The sequence below is a fragment of the Dysgonomonas sp. ZJ709 genome (assembly GCF_011039195.1).
Classification (GTDB): domain Bacteria; phylum Bacteroidota; class Bacteroidia; order Bacteroidales; family Dysgonomonadaceae; genus Dysgonomonas.
The window spans coordinates 50,616-67,425 of sequence record NZ_JAAKEM010000013.1; the positions used below are offsets into that span (position 1 = coordinate 50,616).

The 16,810-nt window shown below is 38.0% G+C and carries 11 protein-coding genes; 5 read left to right on the plus strand and 6 right to left on the minus strand.

All coding sequences use genetic code 11. The features are described 5' to 3' along the window. Positions 1-3: 3 nt before the first annotated feature. The 6 genes from G7Y56_RS10350 to G7Y56_RS10375 all read right to left on the minus strand — a co-directional run bounded on the left by G7Y56_RS10350 (position 4) and on the right by G7Y56_RS10375 (position 9,044). Positions 4-768, minus strand: a complete 765-nt coding sequence (locus G7Y56_RS10350) for a DUF3823 domain-containing protein (RefSeq protein ID WP_165043254.1) — start codon at positions 766-768, stop codon at positions 4-6. An 82-nt stretch (positions 769-850) separates the two neighbouring features. After that, the gene (locus G7Y56_RS10355; protein WP_165043256.1) at positions 851-2,770 is read right to left on the minus strand and encodes a RagB/SusD family nutrient uptake outer membrane protein; all 1,920 of its coding nucleotides are present in this window, start codon (positions 2,768-2,770) and stop codon (positions 851-853) included. 14 nt (positions 2,771-2,784) lie between these two features. After that, positions 2,785-6,186 (minus strand): TonB-dependent receptor, encoded by a 3,402-nt coding sequence (locus G7Y56_RS10360; protein WP_165021031.1) that lies wholly within the window; start codon positions 6,184-6,186, stop codon positions 2,785-2,787. A gap of 179 nt (positions 6,187-6,365) precedes the next feature. Then, on the minus strand, positions 6,366-7,373 hold the full coding sequence (locus G7Y56_RS10365; RefSeq protein ID WP_165043257.1) for a FecR family protein: 1,008 nt from the start codon (positions 7,371-7,373) through the stop codon (positions 6,366-6,368). A 70-nt stretch (positions 7,374-7,443) separates the two neighbouring features. Beyond that, the gene (locus tag G7Y56_RS10370) at positions 7,444-7,998 is read right to left on the minus strand and encodes an RNA polymerase sigma-70 factor (protein WP_165043259.1); all 555 of its coding nucleotides are present in this window, start codon (positions 7,996-7,998) and stop codon (positions 7,444-7,446) included. Positions 7,999-8,144: 146 nt separating this feature from the next. After that, entirely contained in the window at positions 8,145-9,044 is a 900-nt protein-coding gene (locus G7Y56_RS10375) for a TIGR01777 family oxidoreductase (protein ID WP_165043261.1), read from the minus strand. 70 nt (positions 9,045-9,114) lie between these two features. On the opposite strand from G7Y56_RS10375, the gene G7Y56_RS10380 reads away from it, so the two are divergent. The 5 genes from G7Y56_RS10380 (at position 9,115) to G7Y56_RS10400 (ending at position 16,659) form a co-directional block, all read left to right on the plus strand. Further along, a complete protein-coding gene (locus tag G7Y56_RS10380) occupies positions 9,115-9,579 on the plus strand; it encodes a TspO/MBR family protein (protein WP_165043262.1) in 465 nt (154 codons plus the stop codon). A 124-nt stretch (positions 9,580-9,703) separates the two neighbouring features. Beyond that, positions 9,704-11,428 carry an ABC transporter ATP-binding protein gene (locus tag G7Y56_RS10385; protein ID WP_165043264.1) on the plus strand — a complete coding sequence of 575 codons (1,725 nt, stop codon included), beginning with the start codon at positions 9,704-9,706 and terminating at the stop codon, positions 11,426-11,428. A 3-nt stretch (positions 11,429-11,431) separates the two neighbouring features. After that, a complete protein-coding gene (locus G7Y56_RS10390) occupies positions 11,432-13,198 on the plus strand; it encodes an ABC transporter ATP-binding protein (protein WP_165043266.1) in 1,767 nt (588 codons plus the stop codon). Positions 13,199-13,298: 100 nt separating this feature from the next. Then, the gene (locus G7Y56_RS10395; protein WP_165043268.1) at positions 13,299-15,659 is read left to right on the plus strand and encodes a glycoside hydrolase family 3 N-terminal domain-containing protein; all 2,361 of its coding nucleotides are present in this window, start codon (positions 13,299-13,301) and stop codon (positions 15,657-15,659) included. Positions 15,660-15,879: 220 nt separating this feature from the next. Then, the gene (locus tag G7Y56_RS10400; protein WP_165021023.1) at positions 15,880-16,659 is read left to right on the plus strand and encodes an NUDIX domain-containing protein; all 780 of its coding nucleotides are present in this window, start codon (positions 15,880-15,882) and stop codon (positions 16,657-16,659) included. Positions 16,660-16,810 lie beyond the last annotated feature (151 nt).

Below are 16,810 nucleotides of genomic sequence, written 5' to 3' on the forward strand. Positions count from 1 at the left end.
CATTTAAGGGATCGGTACAGTCTTGGGTTCGTTATAGTTATAACGTTTCGATCCTTCTACATTATAATCGATACGGGCACCTACTCTTACATAATAAGTCCTCGCTTTAGAAAACTCGCCGGTAGTTGTAAGTGTTATTGTTTTTCCAAGAGCACTATTAGCATCGTCGCCGCTTAATTTTGTTATATAGCGGTTGTCGTAGTTGTTGTCGCCAACATAAGGGCTCGATGAATTGATGAAAAGAACAATGTCCGATACATTCTGCTGATATTTTGTATTTGTAGTTCCTCTGGTTACTTTGACCTGAATGGTAATACTGCCATTCGAGTTAACAACCGGTTCACCAATCCATTCGATATTCAGGAATGGCTCTACTTCAAATTTCAGATCGACAGATCCTTTGATTTCTAACGTGCGACTTTCGTCCAGTATCGTATTACCCTCATCATCTTTTTGCACCAGTGGCACGAAAGCCCCTTGTGGAACAACATTGTAAGTTCCTTTGAAAATTTTCGTATTATTGAAGGTTCCGTCTTGTTTACAATAGAAATAGTAAGGCGTAGGGTTATCACTCCAACTATATTCCATTAGTTTTAGCCTAATACCTGCGTCACTAACTTCTGTTTGCATTGGTTTCATCGTATTCTTGTCGATAACCTCCCCTTTCAATGTTTCTTGCGGTTCGTCATAATTATCGATATCAGTACTACACGAGTAACCGGCGAACAGCAGGATGCAACAAGATAAATAATATAGTATTTTTTTCATTTTATTGTGCTTTTTATCTGTTAAACTGCCTATACAAAACATGTCTTGATTGTAAAATGCAGCCATAAATATTTCACTTTACTTAATAGCCAGAATTCTGTACTATATTAGGACTCTTCGTAATTTCACCATCCGATATTTTTTGATAATACCATCTGGAATCCCAGTTATACACACTATTCAATTCATCGTAACGATCGTCAAAGAACCATTTTCCATTATTTTCTGCATAAAATGACATCAAAATTCGATAGGTAGTTGCGTTTTGTTCCTTGTCTAGCAATCTCCAGCGTTTCAAATCCCACCAGATTTTATTTTCAAATCCGAGTTCTTTTCTTCTTTCTTTGCGCACGATATCAATAGAATTCAATGCAGTTTTACTTGTCAGCATATCGGCTCCGGCTCTTTCTCTTATGTCATTGATACATTTATAAGCATCACCTTGATAATCTGCGTCACCTTTCCCTGCCAGATATAATTCGTAAGCAGCTTCTGCACGGTTTAGTAATATTTCGGCATAACGTAATTCTATCCATGTCTGATCCGATCTGTTTTCTACCACCTGTGCAGCAGGCATAGACGGATTCATCCATTTACGGATCGAGAAGCCGGAAAGTGCTTGCACTGTGTGACTATAAAAGCATCCGCTTCTTCCTGCTGCATTCATTTGTTTGCCGTTCGGCAATGTTCTTACAACTTGTGTTTCGGGAGTTGCAGATGTAACGAGCAGACTCTTGCTCGATGTGTTTTCATAGCGATCTTTCGTTCCGGGAGAAAGCAAAGGAGATATTCCACCATTTACTTCACCTATATATATTCCGCGCCAGATTTCAACAGTCTGATCTTTGAACACATCGCCTGGGAAGATAACAGTTGCTCTTAGGCGTGGTTCAGCATTGGCAAAGAAATCCATTTGTTTGTCGTACATCTTATATTTGCCATTTGTATCATATACATCGATCTTACCATCTGCTTTTTTAGGCAGACCATCAAACATTTCAACAAACTCGAGTGTCGGATTCACTTCCGATGAATATCCGCCTACCATATATTGATAAGGAATATTGTAAACATCATAACCATGTACCGATTCAGGATAAACATATTGTCTGACAAAAATATTCTCCTGACTTTTAGCAGAGAAAAATAATTCTGTATAATTTTGATATTGAGCTTCTTTGTCGTCAGCTTTCCAGCTATCCTTGTACAAAGAATAATGTCCTTCTACTAATTTAGCTGCATCGTAACTTAATTTGAAATAGTCGGCTGCTTTATCGGCCGATATGCCGCATAGACGGTTGTTACTTTTATCGAACAAGCTAACCTGATTATACTTTGCAATAGAGCCCGCAAAAAGCATTGCTCTCGATTTAAAACCTGCTGCTGCATATTTGTTAGCGCGACCAACCTGATTTGTTTCAGGTAGAATTGAATATGCCTTATCGAAATCTTCCGCAATCTTGTTGTATGTTGCTTCTTCTGAAGAACGAGGAACCTGAAGTTCTTCGATACTTTGCTCCGGATACTTCAATATATTGTCGACAAGAGGCACTCCGCCATAACGTTTTGCTAGGGCAAAATAAGTAGCTCCCCTTACAAAATAAGCTTCACCGATCCATGTATTAACTTGGTCTTCCGAGAAATTGGATGCGTATGTAGGTAAGGTTTCGATAAAATAATTGATATCTCGTATCAGCTTGTAAGCGTCGCCCCAATAGCCCTCTTCGGAACGGGCTGATGTCTGGTCACGACTTAAGGCCTCGCCTGTTATTGCGGGGAACGGATTTATTATCCAAAAGTGATTGAATCTTCGTTCGGGGCAATAGCGAAAGTCTTCAATCGGCATTTGTCCATACACACGGGCAAGGTAGCTTTTGATACCATTTTCGTTCGCAAAGATATCTTTATCTTGTACAACATTCATAGGTGGAATATCCAGGTCTGTACAGGCCGGAGCACCACATATTAATGCAAGCAATAAAATAAATTTTGATATTTTCATAATCTTAGATTTATTTAAAATTTAACATTTACACCAACCGAAAACGTTCTGTTAAGTGGATATAAGTTACCATAACTATCGTTAGGATGCTCGGGATCTAATTCTACACTTTTGAGAGTTACTATATTATAACCGTTTACATATACCCGTGCATTTTTAATTCCGGCTTTCATCGTAAGGTTTGTAGGAAGTGTATAGCCTAACTCTAAACTTTTTAAGCGTATATAGCTGGCATTATGCATGTTGAACTTCGAGTTCTCATCAGGATTGCTACCTGTATATGCATATTTCCCCGATACCCATGTCGTTGTGTGATCGTACGGATCTGCTTTGGGGTCAGTAGGATGCCATCTGTCCATAAAGAATTCTAATGCATTCGAATTGTCGTTACCCCACATCGGTTCGCGCAGTTGCTCTATATATTTAACGCTGGTCATAGCCGAGCCTTGCCATAGCATGTTGAAATCGAACCGTCTCCATGAGGCATCCATAATGAAACTAAAGTTGATAAATGGAGTTTTACTGTCTTCGTAAGCTATTGGCTGAACATCAAGATCGTTTATTCTTCCATCGCCATTCCAATCCAGATAGATATAGTCGCCAGGTAATGTCCCTCTTCCATAATACACATCACTATTAGCTATTTGTTGGTAAGAGTTGAAACGTCCGCCTTCGTCATATCCCCAATGTATATTTACATAGCGTTCATTGTTATTATTTCTCCAGTTTTCGTAAGAGTTTCCGGCTTTTGCGCGTTCATCATGGGTTCTTTTGATGCGGGTAAATGAAAAAATACCTCTTGTTTGATAATTAAAATCGCCAATTTTGTTTTTATGGCTCAACTCTAATTCTATACCTTGTGTGAAATCACCATTTAAGTTCTCTAATGGTAATTCTGCTCCTACTACACTCGGTAAGCTAAGATCTCTTTTTACCAATAAGCCCGTTCTGTTGCGGGTAAAATAGTCGAACGAAATACCTAAAAGACCATTCCATATATCAGCATCTACACCCAGATTTAATGTTTTAGCTATATACCATGTAATATTAGGATTGGTGATACCCTTACTGGCTGCCGAATTTACAAATACTCCGTCGAAGACATATCCTCCCGGTAATTGGTTAGCGTTTCCTGAAGCAGGATATGTGTAACCATTCACAAATTGATACATGGAGGCTGTGTCGTCTCCCATTTTACCGTAAGAACCACGAAGTTTCAGATTGTTTACAATTGCCAGAGGTGAATTTTTCCAGAAATTTTCTTCAGAAATTCTCCAACCTAGAGATGCTGATGGGAAAAATCCCCAACGACGGTCACTAGCGAATACGGAAGAACCATCTTGACGGAAGCTGAATTCTGCAAGGTATTTCGATTCGAAGTCATATCCGACCCTACCGACTATACCTAGATTGGCCGTTTCGTATAGATTCTTGGTTCCCGTGGGATCGTAAGTGGTACTCATGCTACCTTGTTGATTCTTACTGTTACCAGCAAATAGCTGATCCAGACCTAATGCCAGTTCGCGTTGAGCAAAAAAGTTATCACCCTTTTTTTTAGAGCCTTCAATCAATGCAAGTGCACTTACGTTATGAGATTTATTGAACGTACGAGCATAATTCAATGATAATTGATACAAGTCGGCTTGCTTGCTAAAATATTCTCGTCTAAATGTACTCGGGCTATTACGCCCTTTAGCGTTATACTTATCACTTGCGTCATCATATTCGTAAAGACTATGCTCACGTTTATAGAGGCGGTTGTCGGCTATCTGATAATCGAAACTATATGTGGCTTTAGCTACTAATCCGTCAATATAAGGCAGATCGTAAGAAGCTGTTACGGATGACTGAAACCATTTGTTGTTTAATTTCTTATAACCGACAACATCGCCATCCATCATCGCTACAGGGTTATCTCCTTCAATAAGTCCGTACATTAAATATTCAGGATTGTTATTCGCATATACAGGTTGTATAGCCGGAGCGCGTTGGAATGCACGAATAATCCAGTCTGAGTTTTCGTACGGCTGGTTTTTCTCATCCATTATTCCGGTTATGTTCAAATCGATCTTAAAGCGTTTATTTATTTGAGCAGTAACGTTAGAACGTACATTATATCGTTTATAATCCAAGCTGTTACTCTTTAAAAACGACTCTTGATTCAAATAACCGCCGCTTATAAAAAACTGCACTTGTTCGTTACCCCCTGTTGCACTTAGTGAGTGTTGTGTTAGCGGAGCAACGGTGCGCATACATTCGGCCCACCAATCTGTACCTATCATTGTTCCGTTGCGATATGCTTCGATTTCGTCCTGAGTATAAGCGCTTGTTCCTCCATTGACATTGTGCATCAGCTTTTCGTTTCTTAAAACCATCCAATCTGCTGCGGTGACACTTCTGGGCGATCCGGTCGGATTCTGCCAGCCGATGTTTCCGGCATATTCAAGATCCATCGATCCTGATTTTCCTTTTTTAGTTGTTATCAAAACAACCCCATTTGCAGCACGCACACCATAAATAGCAGCTGAGGCATCTTTCAGGATGGAGATATTATCAATGTCGTTAGCATCCATACGTGTAAAGTTTTCACGAGGTACTCCATCGATAATAACTAAAGGAGAACCCATACCACGTATGTCGAAAGTGTTATTGAAGGCTCCGGGTTCACTGCTTTTTTGTACAACACGCAACCCCGGCAATTTACCCGTCAACATATTTTGAATATTTTCATTTTTAGTTGTTACGATATCAGCATTGCCGATTGCAACAACAGCCCCCGTAAGGGTTGCTTTCTTTTGGGTACCATATCCAACGACGATTATCTCGTCTAAAGTCCTTGAATCTTCCTGTAATTTGATAGCCAGATTTGCGTTTGAACCGACCCTTATATCTTGTGAATTAAATCCGATATAAGAAACCTGCAGAAGTGCATTGTTATCTTTTACTTCGAGAGTGAATGTTCCATCAACATCTGTCATCGTTCCATTTGTAGTTCCTTTTTCAACAACATTGGCCCCGATAAGTGGTTCTCCATTTTCATCGGTAATCTTGCCTGTGATTTTCTTTTTCTCTTGTTGATTATCGGATACAATAAGAATCTGTTGACCCTGTATTCTGTACGTAGTTCCGGTTCCTTTGAGAATGTCGGTTATTGCATCGGATAGACTTTTATTCTTCACATCAACCGAAATACTCTTTTTTACATCAATGCTGGACTCATTGTATGCTACTGTAAGATTTGTTTGTTTTTCAACCTCTTCGAAGGCAGATAAAATAGTCATCTTTTGTTGAGGCAGGGTTATTTTCTGATTCTGCGCTTTAGCGTTGAAGGTGAATCCGAAAATAAAAACTAAGATAAAGCAGACTTGCTTGAGATAATTCCTGTGTCTGCAAGATGAGTGATTAGTTATTTTCATAAGTTAACTTTTTTCATTTAATACTAGATTAATTAGTGATTATTTCTCATTAGGTTAGCAATGTGATTTCGAACCGAGAAGAAAGCTTAAGAATACTTCTCCGATTCTTTTTTTCATAGTCGTATATTGATTTTAGGTGAATGGTTTCATAATATTGTTGTATCGATTTATGGTATTATTCAGTAAATGAATACTTTCTTTTTATCTTCTATTTTATAGCTGAAATTTGGTATTATCTGTTTCATTATCACGAGAATGTCATTTACATCTTCGCTGTGTATAAATTTGGCTGTGATTTTCTCATTTTGGTATTTGTTCGAATTCAGGTATACGGTAATGCCATATTTCCTTTCGAGTAATTCTGCAATTTGGTTGATAGAAAGGCTTTGGAATATAAGATGACCCTCTCTCCACGCCAGAGCATTTTTGGTATTGATGGTTCTCTTCTCTATTTTCCCTGATATTCTGTCGTATATAATCTGCTCGTTGGGTTGTAGAAACTCAGCACTATTTTGTTCATCGTTGAAGTGTACTGATACCCTGCCTTTTTCGAGTGTGGTCGATGAGAAAGTACTATTGGCATAAGACGATATGCCAAATACAGTACCCAATACCTTTATGTCCATGTCCATCGTTTTCACGATGAATGGCATTGTTTCATTTTTTGTTACAGAAAAGCAGGCTTCCCCATTCAGAAATATATTTCGGGTTTTCCCTTCGAATTTTTCAGGATATATAAGCACACTTCCGGAGTTTACCTGAACAGTAGAAGAGTCAGGGAGAACAATTGTTCGTATTTCTCCATGTGGGACGAAACACTCTACAAATTCGATTTCATTGCTTTCGGTATTGCTTTCAGTTTTAGTATCTTGCTGTATATAGATGTATGATATGGCAAATGATAGTAGAGGTATTAATACCACAGCTGCAATTTTGCGTAATGTGATAAATAGTGAATGTTTTTTTCGAGGAGTTTCCAGTTGCTTTATTCTCTCTTCTACACAGCGAAAAGAATCTTCGGTGGACGAATCGGCTTTTATATCCAGATTTTCCCATATTTCAAATAAAGTATTATCTTTTTCTTTCTCAAAAGCCCTATCATTGAGCCAATAGAAAAAGTTTTTCTTAACCATACCTGCATAGCTATGATTGAAGAAAAGATTAATAATACGATGTGTTTTCGACATAAGTTTTTCCTACCTGTTTATGATATGACAGGTAAGTATTGCCTTGCACCCAATGGAATTGTGATTTTCTTTACATAAAGAATACCAAGAAGAGAGAAATAGTCTTTCTTATCTCTTTTAAGGCTAGATTCAGGTGGTTTTCTACAGTCTTTTTCGAAAGGTTGAGTTGGTTGGCTATTTCCTCATTCGCCAAGCCATCTACACGGCTCATTTCGTACACTTTTTTGCGTTGAGGAGGCATATTGTTCACTGATAGCTGGATAAGAAGATTTATTTCTTTTGCATATAATTCTTCTTCGAATGGGAGTTCAACATGTTCTATATCCGATATATATTCGGCGTAATTTCTTTCTACTATTTGACTTTGACTATAATTAATGACCGCATTTTTGGCCATACGGTATATATAAGAATTAAAGGATTGGATTTTTAATACATCAGCTCTTCCCAACCAGATCTTTGTGAAAATATCTTGGGCAAAATCTTCAGCCAGTATATCTGATTTTATGAGGTGTGCAATAAAGTACTTAACTTTTGGAAAATATTTGACAAACAAAGCTTTAAATGCTTCATGATCGTTGGCAGCTAATCTTTTCAGATATTCCAGTTCTTTATCCTTTTCCATAGTAAGCCTAAAATTTAGGTGCGTAGCGCAAATTTATCACTTATTCCTTAATAACATTTAATAAAAGATAAAATTCCTTAGAGAATTATCTGTATGTTTTTAAGGAGCGATTATCAGCAAAAGTGTTTTTTCACATTTCTCTGTATTTATTCTCTTAGTATATCATTTAAAGCATCATCAATAGTTTCAAACCGAAACTTGTAGCCTAATTTTATCAAATGTTGAGGTACGACTCGCTGGCTGCCTAAAATCAAAGCCGAAGCTTCACCCATCAATAGAGATATAGCAAAGGACGGAATCCTGAAAAAGCAAGGGCGATTTAATTGTTTAGCCAAAACTTTCGAAAATTGTCTATTTGTAACAGGGTTTGGTGATGCTATATTAAAAACACCTTTTGTGTCATTGTGATTTAAAAGAAAGACAATGATATTTACCATATCCTCCAAATGAACCCATGAGAAATATTGCTTGCCTGTACCCATTACACTCCCAAGTCCCCACCTGAATGGTAAAAGAAGTTTTGGAAGCATTCCTCCGTTTAATGATAAAACAACACTTGTGCGTAATATACAGACTCTGGTCTGCTCACTTTGTGCCGCTAATGCATAATCTTCCCATTGCCTGCAAAGGTGATATGTAAATTCATCGTAAGGAACACTATCCTCTGTAATTATATTATCCGACTGAGCGCCATAGTAACCAATAGCTGAACCTGAAATGTATACTTCAGGAGGATTTTCACTAACTTTAATCAGTTGGGTTAACTTTTCTGTTATCTTCCAGCGGCTCTTACTCAAACATTCTTTTTGCTGATCCGTCCAACGTTTCCCGGCAATCGATTCTCCTGCAAGATTGATAATGGCATCATACTCATCCAATGATTGCAGAGTATTTAAGGATGCACAGTATTCTATCTTATTGCCCAGCTTTAATTTTGCCTTTTCTACATCACGGCTAAGAACCGTAATGTCGTGGCCTTGTAAGGCCAAAGTCTCTATCAATCGGCTTCCGACCAAGCCAGTGCCGCCCGTAATAAATATTCGCATAATCTTTATCTTTATATATAATGAACAGTTGAATGTCTTTTAATGTTTTATACCCAAAAGACATAGACTGATGAGAAATATTCTTATAATACTCATTCCAATAATAATCTGCTTTTTAGTGGGTTGTGCTTCCCAAAACTTTCAGGAGGATTCGATGGTTTCGTGGTATCCCTACCTCTGTAAGTCTCCACTAACTCCGCATAATATTGTATTTCCTGTTGCATGGAGTTTGTTATATCTTTTGATGGGTCTTTCTATCGGACTTTTTGTTACTTCTGATAAGCCACAAAAAAAGTATTTCATACTACTTTTCGCACTGCAATTATTTTTCAATTTTACGTGGAGCATTGCCTTTTTCTATATGGAAAATCCTCTGTTGGGACTAATCAACATTATTTTACTTGATTTCTTGATTATCTATTATGCCATTAAGATGTATCCCGTGTCGAAGATCAGCTCTATACTCTTTTTCCCTTATATCTTGTGGGTCGGTTTTGCAACTTATCTCAACCTCTATATTTTCTTATATAATTAAGCGGATTAATTTACATCCTTATTGAATGAATTCCTTTTCTTTGCAAAGATGTATTGTAAAGTTATGATATGGAATTGCAAAAACAAGATGTAGTTCGCTTACGAATGTTGAATTTATTAGCAATATGAAGAAATATTGGCAGATATTAAAAAAATACAAAGTAAATCTTATTGTTAGCCCCTTTCTGGTATTAATTTTTGTATTGTGCGAGACTATTCAGCCTTTATTCATGGCAAAAATTATAGATAAAGGTGTAATGGTTGGCGACTTGTCGGTTGTTACAACTACGGGTCTTTACATGATATTAATCTCATTAGCTGGTCTTGTTGTGAGTATTATTAATGTATTTATTTCTTCCCGAACAGCAATCGGTTTCGGTACCGATCTGCGGACTCTCTTATTTAATAAGATACAGCAACTCTCCTTTTTCGATATAGACCGCTTTAGTTCAGCATCATTAATCACCCGCTTGACGAACGATATATCGAAAATTCAGCAGGTAATACAAATGGCTATGCGTATACTTTTACGTTCGCCATTGATGATGGTATTGGCCGTTTTCTTTGTTGTCAGAATCAATTCCGATTTAGCAATGATTTTGGTTGCAGCCATTCCGATATTGTCTTTGGCTGTATATATAATACTTAAAAAAGCGTTTCCGTTTTTTATTAAAGTGCAACAAAAAGTCGATCGTTTGAACGGTGTTGTGAGAGAAAATCTCATAAATATACGGGTTGTGAAATCATTTGTAAGAGAAGATTTCGAAGCTAATAAATTTGTAAATAGTAGCGAAGACTTACGCGATATGGTAATCAGAGCATCTAACATAGTAGTTACAATATTTCCTGCTATGCAGCTGATAATGAATATATCTGTAACGGCTATTCTATGGTTTGGAGGGCGAAAAGTTATTTCAGGCGAATTGGAAGTAGGGCAACTTATTGCTTTTGTCAATTATTTGTCGCAAATACTGATTTCGTTGATGTTGCTTTCTATGATCATGATGTCTTTTTCGAGGGCATCGGCATCATCTGAACGTATTATTGAGGTTTTAGATACCGAGCCATCACTGAAAGATACGGCAGAAGGGTTATTAGATAAACATAAGATAAATGAAGGAAGTGTTGTTTTTCGCAATGTCTTTTTCAGATACGATGGTGGTGAAAATGATGTTCTGAAAGACATAAGTTTTCACGCCAAACAAGGTGAGACTATAGCCGTAGTTGGTGCGACGGGTTCGGCTAAAAGTTCGATGCTTCAACTGATACCCCGATTGTATGATGTTGCTTCGGGCGAAGTGTTGATAGATGGAGTAAATGTCAAAGATTATAATCTGGATGAATTGCATTCCCGTATCGGGATGGTGCTTCAAAACAATGAATTGTTTACAGGGACTATTATCGATAATCTGAAATGGGGAAAACCTGATGCCACGAACGAAGAAATTGAAGAAGCTGCGAAAGCTGCTCAGGCGCACGATTTTATAATGTCTTTTACCGATGGGTATGAAACATTGCTTGGTCGTGGAGGCATTAACGTATCGGGAGGGCAGAAACAGCGTATTTGTATTGCACGTGCTTTACTCCGAAAGCCCAAGATATTGATTCTTGATGATAGTACCAGCGCCGTAGATTCAGACACAGAGCAAAAAATACGAGCCAATCTGGATGCACTACTTCATGACACTACTGTTTTTATTATCACCCAACGGATTAATACGATGCAGTCGGCAGACAAAGTGATAGTTCTCGAAGACGGCGAAATTGACGCAATCGGTACTCCATCCGAATTGATAGAGAAATCGAAAGTGTATCAGGAAATATATTATTCACAACAAATCGCTTTTTGATATATGGGACATTCCAGCCATCTTAAGCAACACGAAAAACCGGTACATGCACGAAAAACTCTTTTCCGCTTGATGTCGTACCTGTCTTGTGACAAAAGCCTATTATTTGTTATCGGTTTCTTGATAATAGTAAGCATTATTTCTAATCTTTTAGGTTCGTATATGCTCCGTCCTATTATCAACGATTATATAATTCCACGCGATTTTGAAGGACTTGCTAAGATTCTTATTGTACTCGTTATAGTCTACTTAGTTGGTGTCGTAGCTGTCTATATTCAATACCGCCTGCTAAACAAAATAGGGCAACGGACAGTGACACGTATGAGAGTGGATCTGTTTAATAAAATGGAAAAGCTGCCCATAAAATATTTCGATAGGAATCAACATGGCGATTTAATGAGCCGATATACAAATGACATTGATCGGATAAGTGATGCGTTGACCGACAGCTTATCAGATATGTTATCGAGTGCATTAACCCTTATTGGTATCCTATGCCTGATGCTTTATATCAGTCCTATACTCACTTTAGTTGCCATGATTACAGTTCCACTGATGTTCTTGAGTGCTAAACTGATTGTGAAACGGAGCAGTAAATATTTCAAAGCACAGCAGGAAACATTGGGCGATGTGAATGGCTATATAGAAGAGATGATTAGTGGGCAGAAGGTTGTAAAAGTATTCGGACACGAAAAGAAAATAGAAGCTGATTTTGATAAACTGAACCAAGCCTTAAATGAAAAGTCTGAGAAAGCCCAGTTTTATTCGGGGATGATGATGCCTGTGATGCAGAATCTCAATACGCTAAATTTTGTCATAATTACGATTGCAGGTGCATTGCTTGCTATATTCAGAGGTTTCGATGTGGGTGGTTTGGCAGCCTTTTTACAATATTCCCGTCAATTTGGGCGTCCGATAAACGAACTTGCCAGCCTTTACAATAGTATACAAGCTGCAATTGCAGGAGCAGAGCGTATTTTTCAGGTAATAGATGAATCGCCCGAGAAGGTGGACGATTCAGATGCGATAATTCTCCGCGATGTAAAAGGTGAGGTTGTTATGAGAGATGTTTATTTCGGATATAAACCCGATAAGCTAATTCTGAAAGGAGTATCGATACACGCTTCTCCGGGTAGCAAGATAGCATTGGTCGGAGCTACGGGCGCAGGTAAAACAACAATACTGAATATGCTCCCCCGATTCTTTGATATCAAGTCGGGTGAGATTACAATAGACGGTCACCCCATTCAAAAAATAAAGCGGGAAAGCCTTCGCCGGTCTATGGCAATTGTTTTGCAGGACACACATCTTTTCACAGGGACAGTTTGCGAGAATATTCGCTTTGGGAGACTTGATGCAACCGACGATGAAGTTGTAGAGGCAGCAAAACTTACAGCGGCGAATTCTTTTATCAAAAGGTTACCCAAAGGTTACGATACTTTACTTGAGAATGATGGAGCTAATTTGAGTCAGGGGCAGCGTCAGCTACTCAATATTGCCAGAGCAGCAGTAGCCAATCCATCTATTTTGTTACTGGACGAAGCTACCAGTAATATTGATACCCGCAGTGAAATATTGATTCAGAAAGGTCTTGATCAATTAATGAAAGGTCGGACCAGCTTTGTTATAGCACATAGGCTATCTACGGTGAAAAATGCAGATAAAATATTGGTTCTCGATCATGGGCAAATTGTTGAACAGGGAAGTCATGAAGAACTCCTAAAAATGAGGGGGAAATATTACTCACTGTATCAGGAACAATTTAAATGAAGAAATAGATTTATCTCTCAAAATTTATTTCGGTCTATTCTTTGTTTTTTGTATTTTTGGGATTAATAAAAGTTTTCAAGAATACCGAAAAACACCAGTTATGAAAATCTTATTCCTTTCAATTGCTGTTCTATGCTCTAACCTTGCATTTTCTCAATCGAAAACCATTTATAAAAAAGGTTGGATTGATTTTAATAAAAACGGGAAGGTGGATATTTACGAGGATCCCACTGCCCATATAGATGCTCGTATAGACGATCTGCTGAAGCAAATGAGCACCGATGAGAAGACCGCTCAAATGGCTACCCTTTACGGTTCGGGGCGTGTACTGAAAGATTCATTACCAACTCCTGAGTGGAAGGTCGAAATCTGGAAAGATGGCATCGGTAATATAGATGAACAACATAACGGTTTAGGGAAATTTAAAGCTCAATTTGCATTTCCATTTTCTGCTCATGTCGATGCTAAACACAATGTTCAGAAATGGTTTGTAGAAGAAACCCGTTTGGGTATACCTGTTGATTTTACGAATGAGGGTATCCGTGGATTGTGTCATTATCAGGCAACGCTTTTCCCTGCGCAAAGTGGGCAAGGAGCAACATGGAATAAAAAACTTATCAGCCAGATAGCTGAAGTAACAGCTATCGAAGCAAAAGCATTGGGTTACACAAATATCTACTCGCCTATATTAGATATTGCACAAGATCCTCGTTGGGGTAGAGTTGTAGAATGCTATGGAGAAGATCCTTATCTAGTTAGTCAGTTGGGCAAAAGGATGATACGCGGTCTTCAAAAGCAAGGACTTGTATCTACGCCCAAACATTTTGCAGTATATAGTATTCCTGTTGGTGGAAGAGATGAGGAAACTCGCACAGACCCCCATGTGGCGCCAAGGGAAATGAGAACACTCTTTCTGGAACCTTTCCGTGTCGCTTTTCAAGAAGCGGGTGCATTGGGTGTGATGAGCTCTTATAACGATTATGATGGTATACCAATTACAGGCAATCGTCATTTCCTGACTGAAATACTTCGTCAGGAATGGGGATTCAAAGGGTATGTCGTTTCAGATAGCGAGGCGGTAGAATATTTATATAGTAAGCATAAGGTTTCTAAAGATGCTGTCGATGCGGCGGCAGAAACAGTCAATGCAGGATTAAATATAAGAACGAACTTCACACCTCCCGAAGATTTCATCCTTCCTTTACGCGAAGCTATAAAGCAAGGTAAGGTATCTATGAGCACAATCGACTCAAGAGTAAAAGATATACTCAGAGTGAAATTTATGCTCGGCTTATTCGATAATCCATACGTAGGCAATGGAAAAGAAGCTGACAAGATTGTGGCTAATCCCGAACATAAAATGATATCGCTTGATGCTGCCCGACAGTCAGTCGTGTTGTTGAAGAATCAAGATAATATTTTGCCGCTTGACAAAAATATCAAGAGAATTGCTTTAATCGGTCCTAATGCCGATGAACACAAAGATTTCGTATGCCGTTATGGTCCTGCAAACCCTCCTATTGTTACAGTGAAGGAAGGATTGCAAACGCTATTGCCTAATACAGAGATAATATATGAGAAGGGTTGTGATATCTTAGACAAGAATTTCCCTGAAAGTGAAGTAATTCCTTTCCCTTTATCTGCCGATGAGCAGGAAATGATAAACAAAGCAGTGAAAGCAGCACAGGAATCTGAAGTTGCTATTGTTGTATTAGGTGGGTCGGAAAAAACAGTAAGAGAATACTATTCCCGTTCTAATCTCGATTTACCGGGACGCCAATTCGATTTGTTGAAAGCTGTATATGAAACCGGTAAGCCAGTCATTCTCGTTCTGATAGACGGGCGAGCTGTATCAATCAACTGGGCAGATAAATTTATCCCGGGTATTATACAGGCATCCTTTCCCGGTGAGTTTACAGGAACTGCAATCGGTGAAGTATTATTTGGAGACTATAATCCGGGAGGAAAATTAGCTGTTACTTATCCCAAATCGGTAGGGCAGATTCCTTTTGCTTTTCCTTTCAAGCCGGGATCTGATACAGATGGTCCTGTTCGCGTATCAGGTGCGTTATATCCTTTCGGGTATGGACTTTCCTATACAACATTTGAATATTCAGATTTGAGAATAACACCGACTAATATGGGTCTTCTGTCAAATGTAGAAGTTTCATTTAAAGTAACTAACACTGGTAAACTAGCCGGTGACGAAGTGGTTCAACTATATTTGAATGACGAAGTAAGCAGTGTTACTACATATACTCAGGTATTGAGAGGTTTCGATCGCATTCACCTTAAACCGGGAGAAACAAAAGAAGTTAGCTATACATTAACTCCGCAAGATTTAGGCTTATGGAATAAGCACAACGAGTTTGTTGTAGAGCCTGGTTTTTTTGAAATCAGAATTGGTGCTTCATCTAAAGACATTCGATTAAAAGATCGTTTTGAAATTGTCAATAAATAATCGAATTATTAACTCTGAAATAGCAAAAAGTGCCTTTCGAATAAAGGTACTTTCTATTTACTAATGAGATGCCTGTATCTCAGTCTCAATAAGGGGTGATAGGCTCTCCGATAAATGAAAAATCTTATATTTCAGTGAGCAATAAACTATGTGTTAATTAATCTTAATCGCAAGGAAGTTATACATCTCTTGCATACTTTTGAATACAAATTTAATAAAGATGAAAACGAAAGATTTTGATACTCGTGATTTCTTACAAACAGGGGTAGAAGACCTTCTCCCCAGTGTTTCGGTTGATTGTGTTATCTTTGGTTTCCATGAAGGAACATTAAAAATTTTACTGAACAAATTCAAGTTCCACGGTACATGGATGCTTCCCGGAGGATTTGTATACAAGAAGGAAGATGTCGATGATGCAGCATACCGCATATTGAAAAGCAGAACCGGACTAGATAAAGTTTATTTGGAACAGTTCCACCTATTTGGAAATCACAACCGAACTAATATTCAAGAAAACGAAAAGATACTCAACCAAATTGATATGGGATCCGAAAAGCCTGAACACCATTGGTTCCTCAACCGATTTGTGAGTGTCGGATATTATGCTTTTGTCGAATACTCTAAAGTTGAAGTCTATACTGCTGATGGCGAAGATTTAAGATGGCATCATATTGACGAAATTCCGCAACTATATTCAGACCATAATAAAATTATAGAAAAAGCAATATTGACTATACGTTCCCAAATTGGAAATATACCGATTGGCTACGAGCTACTTCCTGAAAAATTTGCAATGACAGAACTTCGTATTATTTATGAAACCATATTTAATAAAAAGCTCGATAGACGAAATTTTCAACGTAAGATGCTTTCCACTGGTCTAATAAATAAGCTGGATGAAACAAGCAAAAAATGGGGTATAAAGTCCGCTACACTTTTCTCTTTCAATAAAGAAAAATACGAGCACGCAAAAGATAGTGAAAATGCTCTTTTCGATTAATAACGTTGCTTTTTACGGATAATTACTGACATAATCATCTTTTCATTCATGTATATACCATATCTATGGTATGAAAATACCGTATAAGAGGGATTTCATAGCATATGCTATACTTGTTACTTTGTAAATATTTTTTCATAGTAATTAAGTT

What these genes read in the sequence shown, in the direction of transcription:
- G7Y56_RS10350 (WP_165043254.1), bottom strand. Translation starts at nt 768, where the DNA reads ATGAAAAAAATACTATATTATTTATCTTGTTGCATCCTGCTGTTCGCC.
- G7Y56_RS10355 (WP_165043256.1), bottom strand. Translation starts at nt 2,770, where the DNA reads ATGAAAATATCAAAATTTATTTTATTGCTTGCATTAATATGTGGTGCT.
- G7Y56_RS10360 (WP_165021031.1), bottom strand. Translation starts at nt 6,186, where the DNA reads ATGAAAATAACTAATCACTCATCTTGCAGACACAGGAATTATCTCAAG.
- G7Y56_RS10365 (WP_165043257.1), bottom strand. Translation starts at nt 7,373, where the DNA reads ATGTCGAAAACACATCGTATTATTAATCTTTTCTTCAATCATAGCTAT.
- G7Y56_RS10370 (WP_165043259.1), bottom strand. Translation starts at nt 7,998, where the DNA reads ATGGAAAAGGATAAAGAACTGGAATATCTGAAAAGATTAGCTGCCAAC.
- G7Y56_RS10375 (WP_165043261.1), bottom strand. Translation starts at nt 9,044, where the DNA reads ATGCGAATATTTATTACGGGCGGCACTGGCTTGGTCGGAAGCCGATTG.
- G7Y56_RS10380 (WP_165043262.1), top strand. Translation starts at nt 9,115, where the DNA reads ATGAGAAATATTCTTATAATACTCATTCCAATAATAATCTGCTTTTTA.
- G7Y56_RS10385 (WP_165043264.1), top strand. Translation starts at nt 9,704, where the DNA reads ATGAAGAAATATTGGCAGATATTAAAAAAATACAAAGTAAATCTTATT.
- G7Y56_RS10390 (WP_165043266.1), top strand. Translation starts at nt 11,432, where the DNA reads ATGGGACATTCCAGCCATCTTAAGCAACACGAAAAACCGGTACATGCA.
- G7Y56_RS10395 (WP_165043268.1), top strand. Translation starts at nt 13,299, where the DNA reads ATGAAAATCTTATTCCTTTCAATTGCTGTTCTATGCTCTAACCTTGCA.
- G7Y56_RS10400 (WP_165021023.1), top strand. Translation starts at nt 15,880, where the DNA reads ATGAAAACGAAAGATTTTGATACTCGTGATTTCTTACAAACAGGGGTA.